Origin of the sequence: Hymenobacter sp., assembly GCF_036387835.1 — a bacterium.
In the GTDB taxonomy this organism is placed as follows: Bacteria; Bacteroidota; Bacteroidia; order Cytophagales; family Hymenobacteraceae; genus Hymenobacter.
This window is the reverse complement of sequence record NZ_DASVSY010000111.1, coordinates 129,422-155,228: the sequence shown is the minus strand read 5'-3', so window position 1 is coordinate 155,228 and position 25,807 is coordinate 129,422. Positions and strand designations below refer to the sequence as shown.

Genomic DNA, 25,807 nt, shown 5'->3' with positions numbered 1-25,807 from the left:
AAAAGACAAGAAGTGAGTGCAACTGAACGTAGCTGAAACCAGGCATTCGGTAGTAGAACGGTAACGGAGTGAGGCAGTAGATACCTGCTAGAAGTAAGCAAAAGCCTATACTGACGGTAAAAGCTGGCCTACCAGGCAACAAGATAGTAGGTCTGCATCAGTTGCGCAATCGTTTTCCGTAGCCCGATAGCAAGTTAAAGCAAAATCAATCTTCGTATAGTGCATGTTATCTGTAGCTTACTTTCCAATGTACGCTCCCCCTTTTGTATGAAATTTAAAGTCTTCACCTTTTCCTTGCTGATGCTACAAAGCAACCTTGCTGTGCAGGCTGGCATTCGATTACCTGCTTTGGTAGGCGACCACATGGTATTGCAGCGCGACGTAAAAGTGCCCATCTGGGGCTGGGCAGACCCTGGCGAGAAGGTTGCGCTGACCTTCCAAGGAAAAACCTACGCAGCTACCCCAGCTACCACGGGCAAATGGCAGATTATGCTGCCTGCTATACCCGCCGGAGGCCCCTACACCATGACGATTAAGGGCCAGAACACGCTCACTATTCAGGATATTCTGGTGGGAGATGTATGGCTGGCTTCTGGCCAATCGAACATGGAACTGCCATTGCGCGATCCAAACGCTCCCTCGCCCAATTCTTATCCTTTGATTGTGAATGCCGAGCAGGAGGTAGCTGCAGCTAATTTCCCTCGGATTCGGCAGTTCACAGTCAAGAAAGTAACTGCCTATCAGCCGCAAACAGAAAACCAAGGCTATAACTGGAAAGTGTGTAGCCCAAGCACCGCCGGGCAGTTTTCGGCCGTGGCTTACTTTTTCGCCCGCGACTTATATAAGCGCTATAACGTGCCCATTGGCATAATAAGCAGCCCTTGGGGCGGCACGCCAGCCGAGGCGTGGGTAAGTGGCGCGGCCTTGAAAACACTACCCGATTTTCAGGCTCCGGTGACTGAGCTAGAACAACTGGCCGCCACAGTTCCTGCTACAGATAACAATGCTCAGAACAAACCCACCACGCTCTACAATGGCATGATTGCCCCTCTAATTCCTTACGCATTGAAGGGCGTCATCTGGTATCAGGGCGAAAGCAATGCCAACCGCGGCGAGCAGTATCGCACGTTGTTTCCGGCCCTGATCAAGGATTGGCGCGGCCGTTGGGGCTACGAGATGCCGTTCCTGTTCGTGCAACTGGCCAACTTCAACGAGTCGCCGACCGAACCAACCGAATCGGATTGGGCCGAACTGCGCGAAGCGCAGGCGCAGGCGCTGGTGCTCCCCCGGACTGGTATGGCCGTTGCGCTTGATATTGGAGATGCCAAAGACATTCATCCGGCCAACAAGCAGGATGTAGGGCACCGGTTAGCTTTAGTAGCCCGCAAAGTAGCCTACGGCGATAAGCAGGTGGTAGCAAGTGGTCCTACTTTTCAATCGATGAGCGTGAGCGGGAACACAGCGAAACTGCGCTTCACCGGGGTAGGCTCTGGTTTGGTAGTGAAAGGTGGCAACGGCGCTTTGAAAGGATTTGCCGTGGCAGGAGCCGACAAGAAGTTTTATTGGGCAACGGCCACCGTGCAAGGCCAGGACGTGGTGTTGTCGAGCAGCGCGGTACCTACGCCGGTAGCTGTGCGCTATGCCTGGGCCAACAACCCCGAGGCCAATCTGTATAACCGGGAAGGGTTGCCGGCTGCTCCTTTCCGCACCGACCAATGGGAGGGAATTACCCACGGGAAAAAATAAACGAGAGCAGCTTTACACCAAGCAATCCACCTTGTTTCTGCCTCTTGGGGGTGCTCTTAGATGGTTTTACTTACGTGAAAAGCAAAGAAGTGCTTTCAAATATCGACCTTGCGTTTTGTTGATAATAACCACTCTCAACTTAAGGTTAAACTATTTTTAAGAATTTCTAATTCTCACTTAGTTGCGGCCAGTTACTTATCAGCAGCGTAATACAGTGATTATGATGGTATAGCTTTGTAGTAACAGTTAGGGATATATTCAATATTATTTTCAGGAAAAAGTAAAGCCGCCAAGTTGAAAAAACGAACCTTAATTCATGATGTTGCAAAGCACTTGAATGTTTCTATTGCCACTGTATCATTGGTGTTGAACGGCAAGGCAAAAGAGCAGCGCATTAGTGACGCGCTAACGGAAAGGGTATTACAGTACGTTGAGGAAATTGGATATAAACCCAATCAACTGGCTAAAAGCCTGCGCACCGGGAAAACGCACGTTATTGGGTTGATAATAGAAAATATATCAAACCCATTTTTTGCTACGGTTGCCTGGATGATAGAAAAGAATGCCTTTGCGCGAGGCTACCGGATTATTTATTGCAGCACCGAAAATGATACCCTGAAAACCAAGGATTTGATTGCCATGTTTCAGGAGCGGCATATTGACGGATATATAATTGCGCCCCCGGAAGGAATAGAGAAGGAAGTGAATTCCTTGCTTAAAAGTGGTATTCCTACTGTAATGTTTGACCGTTATTTGCCGGAGTTAACGACGGATTATATAGTAGTTGATGGCGCCGCTGGTATTTATGAAGCTACGCGCCATTTGCTGGAGCAAGGCTTCTCGAACATTGCCTTTATCACGAGTGATTCCAAGCAGACGCAAATGGAAGCCCGATTAGATGGCTATAGGAGAGCTTTAGCGGAGCGAGACTTACCGGAAAAAGTAAAAAGCGTTGTGCTTAATTTCGGTAAGGACATAGAAGATATGATTGTAGACATATACAACTTTATAGGGCAGAGCCGAGAATTTGATGCGGTGATATTCGCTAATAACTCACTTTGTATTTATGGTTTGGAAGCTATTTCGCGTCTTGGAATTAAAATTCCCAACGAATTGGCTATAGTCTCCTTCGATGACCATGATTTATTCAGGTTGCATTCCCCAACAATAACTGCAATTGCACAGCCCGTTGAAAAAATAGCGGAAAGCTCGATAAACGTGTTGCTAACTAAATTACAAGCAAGTACTACCAAAGAAGAGGAATTGAAGGCAATAGTCTTACCTCCTTCCCTAATAGTTCGGGAGTCGTCTATGCGAGTAGCCAAGTAGCAACTCTCTTTCCTCTTTGACGGAACCAAGCCCTCCGAACTTTCCCTCTGCCAGAGTCTGGAAAGTGAAGGCAATAGATGTTGTAACTCTTCGTGAGTATGCTAATCCTATAGCATAACCATTAGGCCGGCGTCAACGAATAGTAGACAAACCTTTGTCACTTGGCCCGATACCTATGAAACGCGCTAAACCTTCTGTTGTACCCCAAGCCTTAGCCAGCGGCTTGGCGGGTGCTGTTGCCCTGACGTTACTCCACGAAACCGTCCGCCATCTGCGGCCCCACGATGCGCCGCGCATGGATGTGCTTGGCATGCGCGCTTTGCGCAAGATGCTCGGCAAAGCCGAGGCACCCCAACCCGACGAGCCCACGCTCTTCGACCTCACTATGGCCGGCGACCTGCTTTCCAACGGACTCTATTTTAGCTTGGTAGGCCGGGGCAAGAATGTCTGGTGGCGTGGGGCCGCGCTTGGAGTGGCTGCCGGCGTGGGTGGGGTAATACTGCCGGGGCCGCTTGGCTTGGGCGAAGCACCAAGCAACAGCACCCCCGAAACCAAGCTCATGACGGTAGCTTGGTATACTGTGGGCGGCTTAGTAGCCGCCGGCGCCTCGCGCCTATGGAGCAAAGCCCGAAAAGCGAGGATATCGTAGGGGGAAAACCAACGACGTAGCGCGGAAGCTATAGGAAGCCACAGGAAGCCATAGATTTCCTGTGGCTTCCTATAGCTTCCGCGCTACTATGAGCGTAGCAACACTGTTGAAGTGGACCGTCTGAATTTCCCGGCTTTCCGGCATCTTTGCGGCTATCATGGTGAAACAACTCCGCAAACTTTTGGTCCAGACGCTTGGCTTCAAGCAGTACATTCGTTTTGTGAGTGGCGTGTATCTGCGGCTGGTAGGTGCGGGATGGGGCAAGCGACAGTATCCGGAGCTGTTTTTCCTGGAAAAGCTTATCAAGCCCGGCTTTGTCTGCCTTGATATTGGCGCGAACCTCGGCTACTACTCCGTGGCTTTGTCGCGCTTGGCGGGGCCGGAGGGGCAGGTGCTGGCCGTGGAGCCGATTCCGGATTTTCAGGCTATCTGGCAAGACAACGTGAAGCGCAGCGGGGTCCGCAACCTCACGCTGCTACCCTACGCCCTCGGCGGCCAGAACACCACCGTGCAAATGGGCACGCCCGAGCGCGACGGCCTGCTGCACCACGGCATGACCAAAGTAGCCGCCAGCAACCCCCACGAGCACTACGCCCGCACCTACGACGTGCCCATGCGCGTCCCCGACGACCTACTGGCCCACCTGCCGCGCCTCGATTTTGTGAAGTGCGACGTAGAGGGCTTCGAGTTCGAGGTGTTCCGGCATATGCAGGCTACGTTGCGCCGTTTTCAGCCGCTTATCCAAACCGAACTGAACGGGCTGGAAAACCGTCTAGCCGTAGTAAACTTGCTGGCAGAACTCGGCTACAAACCATTTCTGCTTTCCGAGCGTTCTGAACTTGTACCCTGCACTGAAGGGCAGCTGCAAGGTGCCGTAAGTGCTGATTTTTACTTTCAACCTCTCAACCCGGCCGCTGGAGCGGCTTCCTGATGGTTAAGTTCCTGCTTATATTCTTTCTGATTTCTTTGGTTCTCCGCTTCGTATTGCCGGTGCTGATGCGTTGGCTGGTCGTTGGATTTCTGAAAAAGCAAACTCGCCGCTACGGCCAACAAGTTGGGGCCAACCCCTTCGAGGCTCCTCGCCCCGAACCTACCCGCAACCACGCTACCAGCGCCGGCCAGGTTCACGTGGATTATGTGCCGCCTAAGGCGCAAGCCAAGCCAGCCCGACATTTTGAGGGCGGCGAGTACGTGGATTTCGAGGAAGTGAAGTAAGCCACTGCCTTCCTGTTCTCGCAGGAGAATACGCAAGCATCTTTCTGCAAGCCCAAAGCTTCTCTTACTAAACAAGCCCTTGACGCTCCAGTAGTCGTCAAGGGCTTGTTGCATATCAGGGCTTCCGCTCTAGTAGGTCTGCCGTTGAAAAACAGAGCATCGGAGGCTAGCTTAATTGAAACCTTGCTAGAACCCAATGCCTACCCGCAAGCCGGTGCCTACGCGACGGCCGGATTGCAGACCGGTGTAGAAGTCCAGGCGCATGACTTTGAAGATGTGCTCTAGGCCCACACCTACTTCCACGTAGTGCCCCACTTCTCGGGTGGTGAGGTAGTTGAGCGAGGCTACTTCCTGCCACTTCAGCTTGCGTAGCAACGGGATTTTGTTGAGGAAGAAACCGTTGAAATGGTGGTTGTAGTGGGCCTCCAAAAACTTGGCGCGGGTGCTGTAGCGGTAGTAGTCGAGGAGCTGGAACTGGCTGAAGTCCGCTGCTAGGTAGGTACGGTTGCCGCTGAAATGGCGGTAATCCATAAAAGAGAGCTGCGGGTTGCCCAGGAAGCCGCCCGCTGCCACCTTGTAAGCGCTGGTGCCTATTAGCCCCATGCCTATCGTCTGGCGGATGCCTAGCTCCAGCAGCGTGTAGCGCGTGTCAGACCCCAAAACACCACCTACGCCCTGCCGCCAGATGCCCATGAAAGTTGGAGATTTCGAGCCCAAATTGATTTTGCCATCGGGGCGACTAATGAAGCGCTGACCGGGCCGAAAAGAAGCTACCATTTCAAAGGCCAACGACTGGTTGCGGCCGAAACCGGTGCCCGTCGGTGACTCCTCGTTTACGGGCTCATTCGGAGTGAAAGCCCGGCCTGGTTTATCGACCAGCAGGTCGATGGTGCTGTTGGTTAGCTCATGCCGGTCGTAGTAGCTCAGGGTGCCTTGCAGGGTGAGGCCGTTGGTGGCTTCTACCTGGTAGCCAAGCTGCGCGCCGTCGCGGCGGTAGAGCTTGGCGTAATTGCGGTTCTCGAACAGCGTGTAGTAGCTGTTGATGAAGGGCGTGAGCTGCGTGTTAGGGTCGAAATTCTCGATGAAGCGGCCGGCCCGGAAGCTCACTCTGGCCAGTTTGGCTGGCTCGTATTGCCAGGTAGCCGCCAAGCTCGGGCTGACGAGCTTGTAACTGAAGCCGTAGCGCAACGCGGGCGTGATGGAGTAGAAGCGCCGGTCGTCGGTGCGCTGCGTGAACGTGAATTCGGGGTTGATAACCGCGCCTTCCACGGTGTTGTAGTTAAGAATATTGAACACCGGCGCCACGTACCACTGCCGCTTCCGGAACGTGTTGGAATAGCTATAGCCCCCGAGCAGCAGCGAAGTGGGCTGGAGCTTGTTGCGCACCCGGTCCAACGAATCCTGGTAGGGGCGCGAGTTGCGCACTACTTCGGTACTGTCCTTAACCTGGTAGTCTTTCTGCTCTTCCTCGGTGAGCGGAATCGGGCGGATGTTGTCCCAATAGCTGGAATCTCGCTCGTTCACGCCTTTTTCCACCAGCATCACCTCGCCCCGACGCAGCTTGCCGATGCTTAGGCCAGATGTGTCGCCCTCGGCTTTCTTGGCCTGGCGGCGTACGTCCCGGTTGAGGCCTGCCAGCTTGGGTTTCTGCTTACGAATATCGGCGGCGGTTTCGCGGGTGACGGGTGCTTCGGCGGGCTCGTTGGCGGCAACCGGCGGCGCGACGGTAGGAGCGGGGCGGTTGGGGTAGGTGGGCGTCACCTTGTAGTTGGACAGTATGGCCGTGAGGTAGCCGTTGCCCTTGAACCCGAAGGCCGTAAAGCCCACCGTAATCTTCTGCGACTGTATCACCCACACATCGGAAGGGCCGGGTGCGGGCGCGAAAAGCTGCTCGATGTGGAAGCTCTCCACGTAATCGAGTTGCGCGTTTTTGTCGAGGTTGAGCGACACCGAATGAATACGCCAGGTGCCATCGACGATGTAAATGTGGCCGCTGGAAAACACCGGGTCGGTGCGGCGGCGCGGCGTCACCCGGATTTTATGCACTGTCACGCCGCCTTGCTGCGAGGTGCCTTCCAGCTCGTACTTGTAAAAGAGCATGGCTCCATCGGCAATCGGCGACACGAAACCACGCTCGGAAAAGCCGCTTTTCAGCACGTTGTCGTAGAAGTTGAGGCCGGCGCCGCGGCCGGCCCGGTTGAAGCTGATGCCCTTGGTATCGCCGCTCACGCGGGAGGAAATCATGCGCTCCTGTATCACATTGGGCTGACGGAAGGTCATATCCGACACCGATTCGGAGAGGTAGAAAATGCCGGGCTTGAAATCCGGACCTACTTTCACCAGGCCTAAGATTTTGCCGGGCACTTCCAGAAACCGGGCCAGGGCTTTGATATAAGCGCGGGCCCGGAAGGCGGCCACCTCGCGGCGGTGGTAGCGCCGCCACTGTTGCGCCTGCTGAATGATGGCATAGGCAGGGTCCCGGTCGGTGGAGCGTACCACTACTTCGCGCAGCTTGTAGGTTTCCGAAGTTAGCGTCACGTCCAGCACGGTAGCGGTGTCGCCGCCGGCCACGCGCACCTGCTCGATGCGGGGCTTGTAGCCAACATACTGGAAAACCAGCTCGTATTGGCCTGCCGGGAGGCGCAGCTGGTAGTTGCCTTGCTCGTTGGTGGCGGTGCTAGTGGTGGTGTTGCGCACGGCCACATTGGCAAAGGCCAGCGCGGCTCCGCCTTGCGTATCGGTCACGCGGCCCCGCACCACGCCGGCCGAGGCCGTAAGCGTGGCTAAAAACAAAGTAAGCAAGAGAAGGTAACGCGGCATTAGATAACGGAAACGGATGTTGCTAAGACAGATACAATAGAAAGTCAAAGGGTTGACTTCTGTTGAAAACCAAAGGAAACCAAAATAGGTGACGGACCCCTTAAATTATGTGGCGCAAAGTTGCACTTCGCGACGTGCTGAATGATAGGCGCGAAGGAAATCTTACTGTTCTAGGTATGGTTGAGGGAGCAGCATCGTTCAATGCCTTGCGAAGTACAACTTCGGGTTACTGTTATCTTTCCCTATGAATCAGTTTGAAAAAAAGAAGAAGACCTACACGCCCGGCGAGGCGATGCACAAAATAGCAGCTTTCTGTGCCTACCAAGAGCGCAACCAGAAAGAAGTGGAAAGCAAGCTGCGCGAGTATGGCCTTGATGAGGACGAAGCTGGCGAAATCATCATCCGGCTGAGCCGGGAAAAGCTGCTCGATGAGGAGCGCTTCGCCAAGGCTTTTGTGCGCGGGCACTACCGCAACAAGAAGTGGGGCCGCCGCCGTATTACACAGGAACTGAAGCAGAAAGGCATTTCCGAGTACTGTATCAAGGCGGGCCTCAAGGAAATCGACGGTGACGAATACTACCAGAATCTGGTGGACGTGCTGGAAAAGAAGGACCGCCAGGAAAAAGAGCGTAATCCCCGCATCCGCCGCCAGAAAATTCAGGTTTACCTCACCGGCAAAGGCTACGAGTCAGACCTGATAAAAATAGCCCTGGACGAGCTAGGCAAGGCGCCGGAGGAAGACGAGGACAGCTGATTTGTTCCAGGCTGTGTGGCTTGCGCGCTATTGGCTACCGTCTAGATGATACGCACCTGATAAGATTCTCCTTGATCGTAGATGACGCAGGCACCGTCCAGCACCACCATGTTTGGGTTTTGCAAGTGCTTGACCGGGTCATTAATCAAGGGTATCTCGTGGTGACACCAGCTGTATTTGGGGCCGACGGTGGGCGTGAACTGGCCGCCGCACGGGCAGGCTGGTAAGGTTGCGCTCACCTGAGCCAACAGCTCCGGAGTGGCTTCGTAGTACACCAGTTCTTTGGCTTTCCCTTGCAGAATAACATTGGAGCATAGCGAGCAATAGAAGTGCGGAAAAGCTTCGCTCATGCCGCTGGAGCGCCAGCCTACGTTGTCCTTGTTGCAGGTCGGGCAGTGTAAATACCCAACCCATTGCAGGCTACGCTCATATTCAACGATTTTCATAACGAAAGAAGACTAGCGTTGGGCAGGAAGCTGGGGCGGAGCGGTTTGGCGAGTAAGCACCACGCGGCGGCCGGTCATGGTTTCGAGCATGGGTTTGAGGATTTGTTGGGCATTTTGTTCTGTCTGGGTTAGAATGCCCGATTGCAAGGCAGCGCGGCGTACGTTGGCTTCGGCGTATTTGTAGCCCGCATCAACCAACTCCGCGTCCTGCAGAAAGCCGTTTTCTACGCTGTAAACCCGGCTGGCACTGTGGTCGATTTGCCAGGTGCAGAGCTCGGCGGGCGGCAGGGCCACCCGCACCACTGAGTCGCCCTCAAACACCACATCCTGAGCGCGCACTTTGCGCAAGTCCAGGCAGCCGATGGCGTTGCCGGCTACAATGAGGGCCACTTTGGCATCGGGCAGGAAGCGGTAGGTGCTTTTCTTGTACTCCACTACGTCCTTGAAATGGTAGCGCACCAGCTCTAAGCGGCCGAGGCTTTCCACTTTTTCCAGCACCGTATTGTGCGTGACGGTGACGCGGGGCGCCGGGTCCAGCGGATTCTCCAGCCCGTCCAGCGCGGGGCGCACTTTCGTCCAGAGAAACCAGCCCAAGCCTACTAAAAACAAAAGTGGCAACAGGCGCCGCAGCAAAAGGGAAAATGACATAAGCGGGATAGGGCAGAAAACTCCGCTATAGTACGGCAATACCAGAAGATTTGCTGGAGCAGCTAACGTCGGTTCCCGCAGAGGGCGCAGAGAGTTGCGCAGAAGGCACAGTGTTCTGGTGGGCAGCCAAGGCAGTGCTTCCATTGTACTGCTGTAGCTTTGCCGGATTCCGGTTCTTATGGCCCACATTCTACTTCCTATTCACTCCCGATACGCCACTGCGGCCTGGTATTGGCTGCAGCGCTGGCACGGCTGGTTGCTGGCGGGGCTATGGTTGTTGGTGCAAGCGTGGTGCTGGCAGCTGTACCAAGGCCCGCACATCACTACCGATAGTCGACAATACCTGAAATACGCGGAACAGGTGGCTGCTACTGGCACCTTGGCCGAGGGACATTATCTGCGCTACGTGGGGTATCCGTTGTTTCTAAGCTTTTTTCTGAAGCTGGAGTTAGGCTGGCGCAGCATGGGGTTAGTGCAGGTTGTGTTGTCAGGGCTGGCGGCACGGGCACTGTATAGTACTGCCTGGCGTCTAAGTGGCGGCCATTGGGCTACGGCGGCGCTGGCGGCGTTGCTGTTTGTTGGCTGGACGGACATCCAGCGCTTCAACGCGTTTCTGCTGACCGAATCGTTGTTTACCAGCATGCTCGTGTTTTCGCTATGGCTGGCAACATCCACGCGGACCGTGGGTGGGGCAGCACTGGCTGTCGTAGTGCTGTTGGCTACCGCAACTATTCGCCCCAATGGGTTTGTAGCGGCAGGCGCAGCCGGAGTGGCAGTGTTGGTATGGCTACGCGAACAAAGGCCGCGCTGGCGCAACACGTTGTTGCTGGGGGCTATTCTGGCGGCGCTGCCGCTGGTATGGGTAGGCCTCAACGGACTGCTGCGGACCTTCACGCTCATCGAAACCTACGAGCAAGGTGTCATTATCTATGGCTGCCCCGAAGCCAATATTCACCCGGCTGCGCCTCTACAGCTACCCGATCTGGCTGCGGCGCCGCTTTGGCGGCTTGGCTATTTCATCGCACACAACCCGCAGTACTTCGCGCAGCTAGCCAGTTTGAAGCTTGCTTATTTTATGGGCTTCCCGAAGCCTTACTATTCCTTCTTACACTGTTTGCTGGTGGTCCTCACCTTGCCGCTGCTCTACTGGTTGGCGGTGCGCGGGGTAGGCCGCCAATCGGTGCCCCGTACTATGCGAATGTATGCCGCCACCGTGGTTTTGCTGCAGGCGTTGGTGGTGATGCTGACGGTGGAAGATTGGGATGTCCGGTTTTCCGGGCCGGTACTGTCGCACTGGTTTCTGTTAGCTGCTCTAGGAGCCCAACCGTTTCTGCGGCGGCTGGAAAAAACGCTGATGGAGCCGGCAGTAGCGCATACTGCTAAATCGCGCTAGGCCACCAAGCACTGCGGTGCGCAAACCGCTGCTGGAAACCCGTCCAGCCTTGCAGGCCGCCGGTATGCACGGCTACCACCGTAGAACCCGCCGCGAAGTAGTTGTGCTGCAGCAAATCCAGGACGCCATACAGTAGCTTCCCTGTGTAAATGGGGTCGAGCAGAACTCCATGACGGCTTTCAAAATCCTGGATGAAGTGCAGCAGCTCCGCTGAAAAATTCGCGTAGCCTCCGAAATGGTAGTCGGTGCGCAACTCGTAGTTGGGGTAGGTGCGGCCGGTGGCCGTCTGCGTTAGGGTATCGATATCAGCCCGCAGAAACTCGCCCCCTTTCAGGGCAACTACTCCTACTATTTGGGTTTGCCCGCTGAGGCCGGTAAGCAAACCCGCCAGAGTTCCGCCCGTACCGCAGGCCACGCACAGATAATCGAAATGCGTTTCCGCCGTTAATTCCGCTACCAACTCCGCGCAGCCAGGCAGAGCCAGGGTGTTAGAGCCGCCTTCGGGGATGACGTAGGCCGGGCCGGTTTCGTGCAGTAGCTCGGCCAAAAATGCGGGCTCTTGCTTGCGGCGGTAGGTGCTCCGGTCGAGGTAGCGCAGGTGCATGCCGTTGGCAACGGCGCGAGCAAGCGTAGGATTGAGTGGTAAGGTTTCTTCGCCGCGAATAAGACCGATGGTGCGTAGGTTATGCAAGCGGCCAGCCGCGGCCACGGCGGCAACATGGTTGGAAAAGGCCCCGCCAAAAGTCAGCAGCGTGTCGTGGCCTAGCCGTTGTGCTTCGGCCAGATTGTACTTCAGCTTGCGCCACTTGTTGCCGGGTAGCTCCGGATGAGCCAGGTCGTCGCGCAGCAGTAGCAACCGGATGTTGCGGCGGCTTGCTTCAAGTTCTTCGAGCTGTTGAATAATCATGTGCTGACATTTTTAGCCCGCAGAGGGCGCAGAAGCAGCGCAGAGGGCGCAGAACGTTCTGCGCCCTCTGCGGGCTAAAAGGCACTCGGGCCATATGCCGGCTTCTGCCGCACCGCATATACCACCGCACCCACCAAGGCCAGTATCAGCAGCACCGACGACACCAAAGAAACCGTGTTGCCAATAGCATACTCCGTCGGCTCGAACTTGAACTCGATGGTGTGCGTGCCGGCCGGCAGCGGCATGGCGCGCAGCACATAGTTGGCCCGCACGTACGGCACCTTCTTGCCATCGAGGTAGGCATTCCAGCCGTCGGCGTAATAGATTTCCGAAAACACCACGAAGGCGTCGGCCGTGGCCGTGGCGCGGTAGGTTAGTGCGTCGGGTTCGTATTTGGTGAGGGCAATAGTGGAGCCTGGCGCGTTGTAGTTGGTTTTAGGCAGGGGGAATTTCGAGGCATCTACTACGGCGGTGGTGGCCGCGTTGAGGTTCGTTAGGGCATTGATTTCCTGGTCGGGGTTCTGCACTTTCTGCACCTCATTCACGAACCACGCATTGCCAAGGGCGCCCGGGTTGCGCTGCACCTGCTCCGGGGTGCCCGGCTGTCCTTCCTGCTGAGGCGCTTGCGCGGGCTGGATGATGTAGCGCGTATTCAGCATGTTGAGCACCTGCGTGTTGTTGCGCGAAATCTGCCGTTCAATCAGTTCTTGGTAGCGGCGCAGCTTGGCCCCGTGGTAGCCCCCAATGCTCTTGTGGAAGTACGAGGTTTGCGCTTCGTTGAACGGATTTGCCAGGTTTAGCACCCGGTAGCTTAAATCTTTATCCTGCAAAATCTGCTGGTCGGCGGCCGAAGGAACGAATTGCTGCGCTACGGTTTCGTTCTGAAAGTTGGCTTCGTTGAGGTAGCGCTTATCTACTCCCCACAAATCCACGAGCGTTAAAACCGCTACCAGGGCCGCCGCTGTTCCGGCCGCTAATTTCCGTTGCAAGTAAAACCAGAGCGTACCCGCTGCCAACAAGATGAACACGATGGAACGCAGCACATCGGTGCGCATCAGCGAGGCGCGGTCCTGGCGAATGGCATCTAGCGGAAACCCTTGCTGCTGGAGCTGCGCATCAATCGGTGCTGCAAAGTCGGCCCCTAAACCAGCCAGGAAAGCCAATACGCAAATACCTACCGTGATACCAAGCGCCAACAATACCTTCCGCTTAAGGTCGGCAGTTTCGGGCGCATCAGTGGTTTTGGCACTCAAAGCGGCCAAGCTTGGATGAGTACTGGCTCCTGCCACCGTGGCCCCTACTACCCGACCTTGCAGCACACGAGCCAGCGCCAGCACAGCCAACAACGGCATTGCCAACTGCGCAATCACAAGGGCCATACTTACCGCTCGAAACTTGTTGTAGCCGGGGAAGTAATCGAACATCAGATAGTTGAATGTCTCGAAATTCTTGCCCCAGGCCAGTACCAGCGACAATAGCGTGCCAGCGGCCAGCCAGGTGCGGGTACGGCGGTCGGCCACCAACAAGCCCAGCACGAATAGAAAGCACACAATAGCGCCCACGTACACGGGGCCGCTGGTAATGGGCTGATTTCCCCAGTAAGTAGGCATGTGGGCCAGGTAGTCGCTGAGCTGCACGGGCGGTACCCCCATGCCACTAAGTGCCTTGCCAGTCGCCGAGTTGTCGCTCAGCTTCATCTGCGAAGCCCCTCCGTAAAAGTTTGGAATCAGCAGCGTAATGGTTTCTCCGATGCCGTAGCTGTAGCTAAAGGCATATTCCCGGTCGAGGCCCGAGCCCCCGGTGCCATCGGCGTCGGCGGGCGCGGCTAACTCACCGGGCGCGGCAGGAGCGGGCGTTTTCAATTCCGAGCGGCCCCGAATGCTGTATTTGCCATATTCGGCGGTGGTGTAGAGGCGGCCGAAGCTCACTCCAACGGCCAGCAGTGCGGCCACACCCAACAATACCGAACGGCCCAGAAAATCAGTTAAACGCTTCTCCCGCAGAGCGTAAATCAGTTCCACTATCCCGAACACCACTACCAGCAGCAGCAGGTAATAGGTGATTTGCAAGTGATTGGAGCGCACGTTCATGGCCAAGCCAAGCGCAAATAGCGCAGTACCCAGCCATTTGTTGCGCCGAAACGCCACCAGCAAACCCGCCAGCACCAGCGGCGCATACGCCAGCGCCAGACTCTTGGTATTATGACCCGCGGCCAGAATCACAATGTTGTAACTCGTGAAGCCAAATGCCACGGCCCCCACGCTGCTCACGGCCGGCGACAAACCGAGCGCCACGAACAGGATGTAGCCGCATAGCAGCGCCAAAAACAGGTTGGCTACCACCGCCGGCATGCCCAGCGTGAAAATAGTATGCAGGTAGGTGCTTAAGTCGCCGGGGAAGCGGGTGCTGATGAGGTAGGTCGGCATCCCCGAAAACATGGAATTGGTCCACAAAACTTCCCGGCCGGCCGCGCGGGCCAACTGTAGCTCGTGAGCACCCCCGTTGAACTGCACGATGTCGTGCTGGCTCAGGGTTTTGCCCTCGAACACGATAGGCGAGAAGTAGAGCACAGCCAGCCCCATGAAAATCAGCACGGCCAGCACATGGGGTAGTGCCCGCTGCCACAGCGGCGCGGCAACCGGCACAACGGCCGTTGGTGCAGAAAAAACGGTAGTCATTAGCAGGAGATTATAAACTCTAAAAGCGTCCGAAGGTAATAACGATTACACTTCACCCTCTAGCGCCCTTCTCAAAATAGCTGTTAGCTATCAGCTAATAGCTCTTAGCTTTTTCTAGTTCCTCCTCTCTTTCAGGAAGGGGGCTAGGGGGTGAGGTCGACGGTTGCCGCAAATTCAGATTGTAGAGGGCCACCGACAGCAAAATCATACCGTAAGCCACCGCCTGCGTAAGCGAGGCCGCTTCGCCGAAGTACAGGAAAGCCAGCGCAAAGCTTACAATCGGGTTTACGTACATCAGAATACCCACGGTACCGGAAGGCAGCATATTGAGCGCATACAGGTTCAAGAACAGCGGCAGCACCGTGAAGCCAGCGCTAAGAATAGCCGCGTACAGCAGTAAATGCGCATCGGCAAAGCCAGCTAGCGGCTTGGCTCCCAACAGCGGCGCTAAGGGCAGGACCACCAAAGCCGCCAGCCCTAACTGCACCGTGAGTAGTACCAGCCGGTCGTAGCCTTGCAAGCGGCGTTGCGTGATAAGGTAAAAGGCGTAGGTGAAGGCTACTACCAGGCTCATCAGCAGGGTGCGCAGCTCGCCCGCGCCCAGCAGCGCACAACTTAGCGCACTCAAGGCTATAGCCACCCACTGGTTGGGACGCAGCTTTTCGCCGAGTAAGGCAAAACCGAGGAGCGCCGTCAGGATGGGGCAAATGAGGTAGGCAAACGAGCCCGCCTGTACGCTCACTTCGTTTACTACATAAATAAAGAGCAGCCAGTTAGCCGTCAGCAGCAAGCCGCCGGTCAGGGTGCTGCCCGCTACTTGCCGCCGCTCGGTTGCCGGGGCCGCCCGCCATTGCCGCACCACGGCTTGCACCGCCTCGCGCCGGCCCAGGCCATGAACAAGCAGTAACAGAACCAGGGAAAGCAGAATGCGGAAAAATAGAATTTGGCCGCTGGCGTAGCCATGCAGCATCCGCAGGGGAATTGGGAAAAAACCCCAGACGAGGAAAGCCGCCAGCGCGGCCAGATGGTGACGAGAAAGTTTCAAAAGCAATAAGCTAAAGCAAAAAGGAAGGCAAAGGTAACGGCTTCCGCCGCCTAATACCTTATGTCGGCCGGAGTTACTACCTCCGGCCGACGACACGGGTAGAGTCCAGAAAGAAGGTGTCGCGTACCATAGCTAGGCGCGGCTCCTTTCCGAAGGCAAGTGGTTGATAAGTCATGATCAGGAGCTGGCGGCCGGCTTCCATATGAAACCATAACTCTGGAACGTGGTGCTCGGATATGCCAAAAACGTGCAGAAAATCACCCGTTGCGTATCCCGTGTAAGCTTCTGCACGGCCAAGGTCGTGGCATACTACCTCGTTGATATCGTAGCGGCTAAGCGTGTCGTGGCCAATACTCAGCCTGACAAGGCAGGGGTCGGAGTTACTGCGCCGATACCATTCTCCACTGAAGCGGGCCTCCGAATACCTGACCGCCGCCGGAGCGCCATACACCGCTTCGGGTAGCGTCGGCGGGGAGCTGCAACGTGCCGCGAGTAGCAGGATAACTTGTATCAGCAGGGTTTTCATGCGCTGAAATTACATATTCCAGCTGTTTAGTTTGCGTGAGCCATTGACAGGCTCCGGCACAGCTGAGGTAGCAGTTGCACATATGTTTCGCAACACAACCTAGGGTAGCTAGGCCAAGCCTTACCGAAAGCAAACAACTTCTTGGCTGGGTTTCCAATCCTGTAGCTGCTGCCTACACCCTCCAAAGTCCTGCTGTACCTTTGCCGCACCATGCTCGACTTCGCCGACCTTCCTGCCCTCACCCACGGCACCTTGCTTTCCGCGCCCGCTGGCCCTGCACCCGTACACCGTCTGCTCCTAGACAGCCGCCGCGTGGAGCAGGCTGCGGGTAGCGTATTTTTTGCCTTGCGCGGCCCGCAGCACAACGGCCATCTCTATGTGCCCGAACTGTATCAACGCGGTGTGCGGCTGTATGTAGTAGATAGAGAGGAAGAAATTCCAGACGGTTTAGTGGCCTATCCAGAAGCCAGCTTTTTGCTGGTGACCGACGCGCTAACCGCGCTCCAAGCTGTGGCCGCCGAGCATCGGCGCCGGTTCCGCCTGCCAGTATTCGGCATTACGGGCTCCAACGGCAAAACCATCGTAAAAGAGTGGCTAGCGCAGCTGTTGGCCCCCGACGAGCTGATTTGCAAGAGTCCGCGCTCCTACAATTCGCAGGTGGGGGTGCCGCTGAGCGTATGGGAACTGAACGCCACCCACACGCTCGGCATCTTCGAGGCCGGCATTTCCGAGCGGGGCGAAATGGCCCGTCTGTCCCGCGTTATCCAGCCTACCTTAGGCTTGTTCACCAACATTGGCACCGCCCACGATGCCGGCTTCTCCGACCACTTAGAGAAGGTTGAGGAGAAGATGCAGCTATTTCTAACAGTAGACACGCTCTTCTACTGCCTCGACCACGAGCTAATTCACGATGCTGTTCGGCGCCACCTGCTCGAGCATCGCACCTTTACCTGGAGTCGCCAACAGCCGCACCTGGCGCACGTGGCCGTCACGGTAGCCGAAGCCTCTGCCGACCGCACCGTGGTGCGCGTGAACCTGACCCGCCCCTTACCGCAGGAGCACACCTTCACGCTACCGTTTGCCGACGAGCCGTCGGTGGAAAACGCGCTACACGCCTTGTCGGTGCTGCTTTGGCGCCAGGTACCCGCCGCCGAAATCCAGCACCGCCTCGACCGGTTGCACCCCGTGGCCATGCGGCTGGAAATGAAGCAGGCCCTCAACGACTGCTACGTCCTCGATGACACTTATAACAACGACTTAGCCGGCCTCAACCTCGCCCTCGATGCCCTGGCCCGCCAGCCCCGTCGCGGCCGCCGCACCCTCATCTTGAGCGACGTGCTGGAATCGGGGCTCGCCGGGGCCGACCTCTACGCCCGCGTAGCCGCGCAGCTAGCCACCCACGGCGTAGAAAAGCTGGTAGGAGTAGGGCCAGAAATACAGCAGCATCAAGTGGCTTTCCAAGCAGTGGAAGGCGCTTTCTACGATACTACCGACGACTTCCTGCGTCAATTTCAGCCCGAGCTGTTTCGGCAGGAAACTATCCTGGTAAAAGGTGCCCGCCGGTTTGGTTTCGAGCGAATTGTAACGGCTTTCCAGCAGAAAATCCACGGCACGGTGCTGGAAGTGAATTTGGAGGCGCTGGTTCAGAACCTCAATTTCTACCGCAGCCGCATCCAACCGGGCACCAAACTTATGGTGATGGTGAAGGCCTTTGCCTACGGCAGCGGCTCCTACGAAGTAGCTAACCTGCTGCAGTTCCACCGCGCCGACTACCTCGCCGTAGCCTACACCGACGAAGGCGTGGACCTGCGCCAGAACGGCATTAGCCTGCCCGTTATGGTGATGAATCCTTCGCCCGATGCCTTCCAGGTGCTGCGCCAGTACCATCTAGAGCCCGAAATCTATTCTTTCGAACGGCTTCACGACTACCTCAGCGCTGCCCGGCAGCAACCTCTCCCCGCCATCCACCTCAAGCTTGATACCGGCATGCGCCGCCTCGGCTTCGCCGAATCCGACATACCAGAACTCTGCCGCGTGCTGCGCGACAATGCCGCTTATCTGCGCGTTGCCAGTGCCCTTACCCACCTGGCCGGCGCCGACGAAGAGCAGCACAACAGCTTCTCCCACCAGCAGTTGGCAGCCTTCCAGCGCATGACGCCGCAGGTAGAAGAAGCCTTGGGCTACTCCATCCTCAAGCATGCCCTCAACTCAGCGGGTATCCTGCGCTTCCCCGAAGCCCAGCTGGATATGGTGCGCCTCGGTATTGGCCTCTACGGTGTGGAAGCCACCGGCCGCGAGCAAGAGGCCTTACAGCCCGTAAGCACTCTGCGCACCACTATTTCGCAGGTGAAAACGCTGCCGCCCGGCGAAACTGTGGGCTACGGCCGCCGCGGCCAAGCCGTTGACTACGAGCGGCGTATTGCCACCCTCGCCATTGGCTACGCCGATGGCTACGACCGGCGCTTCGGCAACGGCGCCGGCGCGGTGGTCGTGCGAGGACAGCGGGCGCCCATCATCGGCAATGTGTGCATGGATATGTGCATGGCCGACGTAACCCACATTGCCGACGCGCAGGCTGGCGACACCGCCGAAATATTTGGTTCGCAATTGCCTTTGCCCGAACTGGCCGAGCGCATTGGTACTATTCCGTACGAACTGCTAACTAATGTTAGTGAGCGAGTAAAGCGTGTGTTTTTTGCAGAATAACAAGAGCGCTAAAATGAAGGTCGACAGTCAATTTTGATTGGTTGCTGTGTATAGAACGATAGGAACTACTTATCTTGCGTGAAAATGAGGTTTAGGCGTGGGGAAGGGTGAAGGCTGATTTTCACCTTATCAAGATTATTTGGTTGTATTTCGCTACTCAGCTCTTATGAAGAAGATTGTACATGCGTGTGTATTACGCTTGTGGCTACCCGTGCTGTTGTGGGCTTTGAGTGCATCGACTGCCATGTCTGCCCCGGCCCTTGATGGCTTGTGGAAAGGACCATTAAAAATGCCAGGTGGTGAACTGGAAGTTATTTTCCGACTGGTCAGCCTCACCGGCGGGGAATACTTTGCCACTTTGGATGTGCCCATGCAGCGCGTTAGCCGCATGGCTGTCCAGGTAGAAGTGCGAGGCGACACGGTGGTGTTTGCGGCCGAAGAAGCTGGCAGCCGCTTTATCGGTCGCCTTACTTCAGATGGTAAACATGTCGCGGGCAAGTGGCGTCAACCCGGCTTTGAGTCCCCACTGACCCTTACTTTCTCTCCGGCCGCCATCAATACCGCGCCTAAAGCGCGTCTCACCCCGCCTTATCGGGAGGAAGAAGTAGTCTACACCAATCTGCCCGTGAATCTGCGGCTTGGGGGCACCCTGACAGTGCCCGCTGGCCCTGGCCCTTTCCCAGCAGTAGTGCTGGTGTCCGACACTGGCCCGCACGACCGCAATGGCACTGCGGGTGAATACCAGCCCATGGGAGTGTTAGCCGACCATCTAACCCGGCGAGGGGTAGCCGTCCTGCGCTTCGACGACCGTGGGGTAGGTGCCTCCGCCGGCGACGTAACAAATAGTACCCTCTCCGACCTAGTAACCGACGTGCAGGCTGGAATGAATTTTCTGCGCGCCCGCCCCGAAATCGACGTGACGCGTATCGGGGTAATTGGGCATGGAGAGGGTGGCAATGTAGCTTTGCTGACCGCTACCCAGCCATTGCCCCCTAGCTTCGTGGTGACGCTTGCTGCTTATGGTCTGCCGGGCAACACCGTCATCTTAGAACAGCAAAGGGCACTACTTCGGGCCATTGGAGTGCAGGACCCCGCTATATATGCGTTTAGCAAACAGCAAGAGGCTATGCAGGAGGTAGTTCGGCAAACTCCCGATTCCAAGAAGGCGCGCGAAGTCTTGGTGAAAATGATGCGGCAAAACGATGCCACTCTGGATACGGTCACGGCGAAAAATCGCGCCGCCGAACTAACCTCGTTTCGGTATCGCTCCTTCCTGAGCTTCAACCCCGCTCTCCTCCTTAACGAGATAAAGTGTCCAGTTCTGCTGCTCAACGGCACCGCCGACCAGATTGTAGGTGCCGATGGCAATCTGAGTGCTCTCGCAAAAGCCTTGAGCAACAGCCGCGACGTAACCAGCAAAAAGCTACCAGGCGTAAATCATCAGTTTCACGCTGACCCGGCCGATTGGGCACTTGTCAACGGTCAACCGCACGAAACTTTTTCGCCGGCTGCGCTAGAGCTGATCCGTAGTTGGATTGCCAACCGAGCGCAGGTTAAATAATTTCCTTAATCACCCAAAACAGCCGTCAGGTCCGGCAAACGCAATTGGTTGCGTTTGCCGGACCTGACGGCTGTTTGTTTTCTATATAGCCAACCTCTACTGCTTACCTGCGTAAGCGCTTCAAAATCTTCCTTTCCCACTTAACCATTTAAACACCTCTTGTTATGAAAAAGACACTTCTTCCTGCCCTGGCCCTGATGGCCATGTTCACTTCGTCTTGCAACGACTTAAAGAAACCCCAAGAAAAAGACGAGCCTCAGGAAGCCACCGCAGACACCGCAGTAGTATACCGCAAAGGAGCTTCAGTGGCTGATGCTGCTTCTGGTGCCGCCGCCGGGGCAGCCAATGCCGTGGATGGTGCCTGGGATATGACCAAAGCTAAGCTGGCGGACGTGAAATACGAAGAAATCGATCTGCCCGAAATTTCGGTACGCGGCGATGATCGTTACAGCGTCTATGGCTTGGAAGAAACCGTGCTCTTCGACACCAACAAAGCTACGATCAAGCCCACTGCCACGCGTGCCCTATCTGAAATTGGTGGCTCCATTGGTCGCCGCTACGGCAAAGGTCAAGTACGCGTAATGGGATTTGCCGACTCGCGTGGTGACAAGGATTACAACAAAGAGCTAAGCGCTCAGCGTGCGGAAGCCGTGAAGAACTGGCTCACTTCCAACGCCAGCATCAGCGCCGACCGTATCAGCCTAGAGCCTATGGGCGAAACGGCTCCAATCGCCAGCAATGCTACTCCTGAAGGACGTCAGCAAAACCGTCGTGTAGAAATTGCGGTGATCAAATAGTATTCACAGGCTCTCCGGGTTAAACGGATAAGCTAGAGTTTGTAACTACTTCTCTCGCGACTTTAGCTTAGTTCAACGCAAAAGGGCCTGCTTACTTAGCAGGCCCTTTTTGCTTTAAATAAAGTACTTACGAAGAGGTCGCAGAATCCGCCCCATCCGTCTAATCTAGAGAATCCGTGATTAGTCTTTAATCTGGTCTACTTCGGCTTTAATCATGGCGTTGTAGCGCTGACCGTTGCTGGCTAGCGTGAGCAGACTCCAGCCTTTACCCATGGTGTAACTCCAGGTCCGGCTTTCCTTGAACTCGAAAGTCGGGCGCATGATCTGGCCGTAGGGCGTATAGGTGTCCATGAAATTGGTGGTGTAAAACTTGTCGCCGCTTACAATCCATTCCATGGCTACGAAGAAGCCTTCGGTAGGCGCTTCGATGTTGTAAGGAGTTAGGTCGATAGTGTACCACTCGCCGCCTTTTGGAGCCGAAACCACCACGTTCTCCGTGAGGATATCCGTATTAGGCGAATTATAGTTGCCATCGGCTTTGTAAAGACGCACCCGAAAAGGCTCGCGGGGGAAGCCGTTTTCTCCGATGTAGAACGAAACCGAACGCACGTTGCCGAGCTTCTTATTTTTATCGTTCTTCACGAAGAAGGCATATTGGCTACCCGGCATTCCCTGAATCATGCCCTCACCTGGAGTAGCAGATTTCGAGCCGAGCGACAAGTCCTTTATTTTGCCACCCTTTACCGTTACGTTAGCGAGTTCAACAACGCGCTTCGGTACTTCGATAATAAGGTCAGCTAGGTTAGCATTGCCGCGCTTAACTAATACTGCCACGCGCTTGTAACCAAGAGCGAGCACAATAAGAGAGTCTTGCGCATTTTTCTCGGGCATGGACATCTGGAAGAAGCCATACTCGTTGGTGAGTGCCCCAGTCTGTTCCTCCTTCAAGCCTATCGAGGCGAAGGGGATGGGCTCTTTGGTTTTCTGGTCGACAATGCGACCGGACAGACGATTCTCTTGGGCCATGCCCAAGGCTGGAAGCAGCAGAAGAAAGGTGACGAAAGCAAGTACGCGTTGGAGCATAAGTAATCAGGCTAGTGTTATATCCCAAAATTAAAATGATAATGTTGATTTCCGATGCGTTTTCTTAAAATATTTATAAAAATGCAATTGTGAAAGAGAATATTTATAAGGCACTTACAGCTGGACATTGGATAAGTAGTTGAGTTGGGCGAAACCTAAATGGGTTGTACCTTTGTTTAAAGTAAGTCTAAATAAACCCGCCGCTGTGTCTGCTCGTCTCGCCTCCGCCCAAACTGTTGTTGCTCCTCGAAGCGTAAAAGATCTGCGTTTAGGTGAGAGCGGCACCATCTGCTGCTTGAAGGATCCCGAAATGGCCCTCAAGCTGTTGGAAATGGGGTGCATTCCAGGTACGCGGGTACGGCTCAACAGCCGAGCGCCTCTCGGCTGCCCTATTACTTTGGTGGTAGGCGAGGCCGCCGATTACACCCTGTCGCTGCGGGTGAGTGAAGCAGCTACTATACTACTGAAGGAGTAACCGCGCATGAGCAGTGCCGGAGTTCGTACCGTTTCCGCTAACGCAGTTTTGTTTGCCACGCTGGAAGCCACTGGTACCGCAACAGCGGCACCGCGCGGCCTCACGCGCATAGCCCTGATTGGTAATCCTAATTCAGGCAAAACCTCGCTTTTCAACCAGCTGACGGGGCTAAATCAGAAAGTCGGCAACTTTCCGGGGGTAACGGTAGACCGCAAAACGGGTATTAGCCAACTGACCCCGCAGCACCGCGCCGAAATCATCGACTTGCCGGGTACGTACTCGCTCTATCCTAAGAGTCTCGACGAGAAGGTAATAACTGACTTGCTCTACGACCGGACCTCAGCGCAGTATCCGGATTTTGTAGTCGTGACGGCCGATGCCAGTAATCTGCGCCGCAACTTGCTGCTCTTCACTCAACTTGCCGATTTGGGGTTGCCTTTGGTGCTAGCCCTGAACATGATGGACGTGGCGGCGCAGCACGGTATTAATATTGATTTAGAAGCTCTCCAGCAAGAACTTGGAGTGCCTATCATTCCCATGAATGCCCGCAAAGGCATTGGCGTAGCAGCCCTCAAGATTGTGATGGCGCAGCAACTCGATGCCGGCACCAATCGATTTTATGAGCCCGATGAAACGCTGCTACCCATGCTGCGGCAGATTCGGTACTATTTCAATTTACACAATGATTATCTGGCGTTACACTACGCACACCAGTTTCGTCATATTAGCTTCCTTACGCCCGATGACAAGGCGTACATAGCTGAATTAGTAGCCAAGTACAATTTCGAGCCTACCCCCCGGCAGGCGCAGGAAACCATTGACCGATACAACCGCATCAACGAGCTGTTGCTGGATGCAGTATCCGTAACGCGCACGGAGAAAGCAGAGCCTTACAGCAACCGCCTCGACCGGGTGCTGACTCATCGGATTTGGGGCTACCTGATTTTTCTAGCGGTCCTGTTTCTTTTATTTCAAGCGGTATTCTCCTGGACTAGCTACCCAATGGAGTTGATTGACCAAGGCGTTGCCTGGATCAACGGCCTTGTTCAATCTAATTTCGACGGACCACTTATCAGTCTGCTGACCGAGGGGGTACTGGCCGGGCTAGGGGGAGTATTGATGTTCATTCCCCAGATTGCCTTGCTGTTCGCCTTTATTGCAGTGCTCGAAGAAACCGGCTATATGGCTCGGGTCACGTTCATGATGGACCGCATCATGCGCAAGTTCGGGATGAGCGGCAAGAGCGTGGTGCCGCTGATTTCAGGTATGGGGTGCGCTGTGCCGGCCATCATGAGTGCCCGCACCATCGAGAACCGTAAGGACCGGATGATTACCATCTTCGTGACGCCGCTGATGAGCTGTTCGGCCCGAATTCCGGTGTACACGGTCCTTATTGGGTTGGTAGTGCCCGATCAGCCGGTGCTTGGTATCTTCAATTTGCGTGGCGTCGCCTTAATGGGGCTGTACTTGCTCGGTTTTGTATCGGCAGTAGGGTCGGCTTGGGTGCTAAAGCTGTTTATGAAAACCAAGGAGCGGAGTTACTTCATCATGGAGTTTCCGGTGTACCGCTGGCCTCGGTGGAAAAACGTAGGCTTGACCATCTTGGAAAAGGTGAAAGCCTTTGTATTTCAGGCCGGTAAGGTAATTGTGGCTATATCGGTGATATTGTGGGTGCTGGCTTCGTACGGGCCTGGTAATGCTCTGGAGCAAGCCGAAAAACGAGCCCGGACTACCGCCACTGCTCAAGCGCTGAGCCAGCCCGAAACAGAGTCGCGTATAGCATCTGAAAAGCTGGAATCGTCTTACGCGGGCCAGTTCGGCCACCTGATTGAGCCGGCTATCCGCCCGCTAGGCTTCGACTGGAAAATCGGAATTTCGCTGCTGACCTCGTTTGCCGCCCGGGAAGTATTTGTTGGCACCATGTCGACTATCTACAGTGTGGGACAAGATGCCAATGAGCTGACCGTGCAGCAAAAGCTGGCAGCCGAGAAAGATTTGAACGGGCAGCCCTTCTTCACACCAGCTCGTGCGGGCTCCTTGTTGGTGTTCTATGTGTTTGCCATGCAATGCATGAGCACTTTGGCTACCACCTACCGCGAAACCAAAGGCTGGACGTGGCCGCTACTTCAGCTTTTCTATATGACGGGGCTGGCCTATTTCGCTTCGTTGCTGGTCTATCAGGTGTTGAAATAGCGTAAGCTCCGGTTTGGCAAAGTGAGTGTATAGTATCACGTCACTTATGCCAATGTGGGATACTAGCGCTACTCATGCGCCAAGCCAAGTCGGAGCTTAGCGTTACTTTCCGACCAAGAATACGGCGGGCTGCTTATGAATTTCGGGCAGGCCTGCTTTTTTCCAGCCAGCAATGGTATTGGTACGCACGAACTCGTTAGGAGCAGTCAGGCTGGCTGCAATACATAGCCGGGTAGCGGAATGCAGCAGGCTTACCAAGTCTTCTAACAGCTGCATATTGCGGTAAGGCGTTTCGATGAAGAGCTGCGTCTGGTGCTGAGCCAGGGCCAGCTTTTCCAGCTGTTTGATAGCCGCCGCCCGCCGACTGCGGTCGATGGGCAAGTAACCATGAAAGGTGAAGCTCTGCCCATTCATACCGGAAGCCATAAGGGCTAACAGTAGGCTGCTAGGCCCTACCAGCGGCACCACCCGAATGCCATGGGTATGGGCGGCCCGCGCCAACTCTGCGCCCGGATCAGCAATACCTGGGCAGCCCGCCTCTGAAATCACGCCTGCATCCTGACCAGCCAGCACCGTCTTCAGGGCCGCCTGGATTTGAGCTTCCGTGCTGTCTTTATCGATAACGCTGATACGTAGCTCCTCGATTACCTGAGCAGGAGCTACGCTTTTAATGAAACGCCGCGCTGTACGGGCGTTTTCCACCAGAAAGTAGGACAAATCAGCTACTTGCGCCGCAATCTGCGGGGGCAGCACCTGCGGAGCTGTCTCATCGGCCAGGATGGTCGGGATTAGGTAAAGAGTACCGGGCTTCACTTAGAAAGCAGGAATTAGGGTTG

21 protein-coding genes are annotated in these 25,807 nt (G+C 55.6%); 12 read left to right on the top strand and 9 right to left on the bottom strand.

The features are described 5' to 3' along the window. Nucleotides 1-267 precede the first annotated feature (267 nt). The 5 genes from VF639_RS22205 (at nucleotide 268) to VF639_RS22185 (ending at nucleotide 4,939) form a co-directional block, all read left to right on the top strand. Nucleotides 268-1,746 carry a sialate O-acetylesterase gene (locus tag VF639_RS22205; protein ID WP_331148142.1) on the top strand — a complete coding sequence of 493 codons (1,479 nt, stop codon included), beginning with the start codon at nucleotides 268-270 and terminating at the stop codon, nucleotides 1,744-1,746. 294 nt (nucleotides 1,747-2,040) lie between these two features. Beyond that, nucleotides 2,041-3,075 carry a LacI family DNA-binding transcriptional regulator gene (locus VF639_RS22200; RefSeq protein WP_331148141.1) on the top strand — a complete coding sequence of 345 codons (1,035 nt, stop codon included), beginning with the start codon at nucleotides 2,041-2,043 and terminating at the stop codon, nucleotides 3,073-3,075. A gap of 175 nt (nucleotides 3,076-3,250) precedes the next feature. Then, nucleotides 3,251-3,724 carry a hypothetical protein gene (locus tag VF639_RS22195; protein ID WP_331148140.1) on the top strand — a complete coding sequence of 158 codons (474 nt, stop codon included), beginning with the start codon at nucleotides 3,251-3,253 and terminating at the stop codon, nucleotides 3,722-3,724. 157 nt (nucleotides 3,725-3,881) lie between these two features. Next, the gene (locus tag VF639_RS22190) at nucleotides 3,882-4,655 is read left to right on the top strand and encodes an FkbM family methyltransferase (RefSeq protein WP_331148139.1); all 774 of its coding nucleotides are present in this window, start codon (nucleotides 3,882-3,884) and stop codon (nucleotides 4,653-4,655) included. Beyond that, nucleotides 4,655-4,939 (top strand): DUF4834 family protein, encoded by a 285-nt coding sequence (locus VF639_RS22185; protein WP_331148138.1) that lies wholly within the window; start codon nucleotides 4,655-4,657, stop codon nucleotides 4,937-4,939. Before VF639_RS22190 ends, VF639_RS22185 begins: the two co-directional genes overlap by 1 nt. A 186-nt stretch (nucleotides 4,940-5,125) precedes the next feature. Here VF639_RS22185 and VF639_RS22180 read toward each other — a convergent pair whose 3' ends face one another. Then, entirely contained in the window at nucleotides 5,126-7,759 is a 2,634-nt protein-coding gene (locus VF639_RS22180; RefSeq protein ID WP_331148137.1) for a DUF5686 and carboxypeptidase regulatory-like domain-containing protein, read from the bottom strand. Between the two features lie 244 nt (nucleotides 7,760-8,003). Here VF639_RS22180 and VF639_RS22175 point away from each other — a divergent pair, with 244 nt between their 5' ends. After that, nucleotides 8,004-8,513, top strand: a complete 510-nt coding sequence (locus tag VF639_RS22175) for a regulatory protein RecX (RefSeq protein ID WP_331148136.1) — start codon at nucleotides 8,004-8,006, stop codon at nucleotides 8,511-8,513. Nucleotides 8,514-8,554: 41 nt separating this feature from the next. Here VF639_RS22175 and VF639_RS22170 read toward each other — a convergent pair whose 3' ends face one another. Together VF639_RS22170 and VF639_RS22165 are read right to left on the bottom strand one after the other, a co-directional pair. Further along, nucleotides 8,555-8,959, bottom strand: coding sequence for a hypothetical protein (locus tag VF639_RS22170; protein ID WP_331148135.1), 405 nt, complete (start codon nucleotides 8,957-8,959; stop codon nucleotides 8,555-8,557). A 12-nt stretch (nucleotides 8,960-8,971) separates the two neighbouring features. Further along, nucleotides 8,972-9,607, bottom strand: a complete 636-nt coding sequence (locus tag VF639_RS22165) for a DUF4230 domain-containing protein (RefSeq protein ID WP_331148134.1) — start codon at nucleotides 9,605-9,607, stop codon at nucleotides 8,972-8,974. Between the two features lie 178 nt (nucleotides 9,608-9,785). Here VF639_RS22165 and VF639_RS22160 point away from each other — a divergent pair, with 178 nt between their 5' ends. Further along, entirely contained in the window at nucleotides 9,786-11,000 is a 1,215-nt protein-coding gene (locus VF639_RS22160) for a hypothetical protein (protein ID WP_331148133.1), read from the top strand. Here VF639_RS22160 and VF639_RS22155 read toward each other — a convergent pair. The 4 genes from VF639_RS22155 to VF639_RS22140 form a co-directional block, all read right to left on the bottom strand. Then, a complete protein-coding gene (locus VF639_RS22155) occupies nucleotides 10,987-11,907 on the bottom strand; it encodes a 1-aminocyclopropane-1-carboxylate deaminase/D-cysteine desulfhydrase (protein ID WP_331148132.1) in 921 nt (306 codons plus the stop codon). The two genes, VF639_RS22160 and VF639_RS22155, sit on opposite strands and share 14 nt — an antisense overlap. 74 nt (nucleotides 11,908-11,981) lie before the next feature. Continuing rightward, a complete protein-coding gene (locus tag VF639_RS22150; protein ID WP_331148131.1) occupies nucleotides 11,982-14,585 on the bottom strand; it encodes a YfhO family protein in 2,604 nt (867 codons plus the stop codon). Between the two features lie 94 nt (nucleotides 14,586-14,679). Beyond that, entirely contained in the window at nucleotides 14,680-15,630 is a 951-nt protein-coding gene (locus tag VF639_RS22145; protein ID WP_331148130.1) for an EamA family transporter, read from the bottom strand. 76 nt (nucleotides 15,631-15,706) lie between these two features. Beyond that, nucleotides 15,707-16,156: a hypothetical protein gene (locus VF639_RS22140; RefSeq protein WP_331148129.1), complete on the bottom strand. Its 450-nt coding sequence runs from the start codon at nucleotides 16,154-16,156 to the stop codon at nucleotides 15,707-15,709. 210 nt (nucleotides 16,157-16,366) lie between these two features. Here VF639_RS22140 and VF639_RS22135 point away from each other — a divergent pair, with 210 nt between their 5' ends. The 3 genes from VF639_RS22135 to VF639_RS22125 all read left to right on the top strand — a co-directional run bounded on the left by VF639_RS22135 (nucleotide 16,367) and on the right by VF639_RS22125 (nucleotide 21,220). Next, a complete protein-coding gene (locus VF639_RS22135; protein ID WP_331148128.1) occupies nucleotides 16,367-18,862 on the top strand; it encodes a bifunctional UDP-N-acetylmuramoyl-tripeptide:D-alanyl-D-alanine ligase/alanine racemase in 2,496 nt (831 codons plus the stop codon). 166 nt (nucleotides 18,863-19,028) lie between these two features. After that, nucleotides 19,029-20,423: an alpha/beta hydrolase family protein gene (locus VF639_RS22130; protein WP_331148127.1), complete on the top strand. Its 1,395-nt coding sequence runs from the start codon at nucleotides 19,029-19,031 to the stop codon at nucleotides 20,421-20,423. Between the two features lie 164 nt (nucleotides 20,424-20,587). After that, on the top strand, nucleotides 20,588-21,220 hold the full coding sequence (locus tag VF639_RS22125) for an OmpA family protein (RefSeq protein WP_331148126.1): 633 nt from the start codon (nucleotides 20,588-20,590) through the stop codon (nucleotides 21,218-21,220). 180 nt (nucleotides 21,221-21,400) lie between these two features. Here VF639_RS22125 and VF639_RS22120 read toward each other — a convergent pair whose 3' ends face one another. Next, nucleotides 21,401-22,303, bottom strand: a complete 903-nt coding sequence (locus tag VF639_RS22120; RefSeq protein ID WP_331148125.1) for a carboxypeptidase-like regulatory domain-containing protein — start codon at nucleotides 22,301-22,303, stop codon at nucleotides 21,401-21,403. A gap of 205 nt (nucleotides 22,304-22,508) precedes the next feature. Here VF639_RS22120 and VF639_RS22115 point away from each other — a divergent pair, with 205 nt between their 5' ends. Both VF639_RS22115 and feoB read left to right on the top strand, forming a co-directional pair. Then, on the top strand, nucleotides 22,509-22,778 hold the full coding sequence (locus VF639_RS22115) for a FeoA family protein (RefSeq protein ID WP_331148124.1): 270 nt from the start codon (nucleotides 22,509-22,511) through the stop codon (nucleotides 22,776-22,778). Between the two features lie 6 nt (nucleotides 22,779-22,784). Further along, nucleotides 22,785-24,971 carry a ferrous iron transport protein B gene (gene feoB / locus VF639_RS22110; RefSeq protein WP_331148123.1) on the top strand — a complete coding sequence of 729 codons (2,187 nt, stop codon included), beginning with the start codon at nucleotides 22,785-22,787 and terminating at the stop codon, nucleotides 24,969-24,971. A 102-nt stretch (nucleotides 24,972-25,073) separates the two neighbouring features. Here feoB and VF639_RS22105 read toward each other — a convergent pair whose 3' ends face one another. Beyond that, nucleotides 25,074-25,784: an SAM-dependent methyltransferase gene (locus tag VF639_RS22105; RefSeq protein WP_331148122.1), complete on the bottom strand. Its 711-nt coding sequence runs from the start codon at nucleotides 25,782-25,784 to the stop codon at nucleotides 25,074-25,076. Nucleotides 25,785-25,807 lie beyond the last annotated feature (23 nt).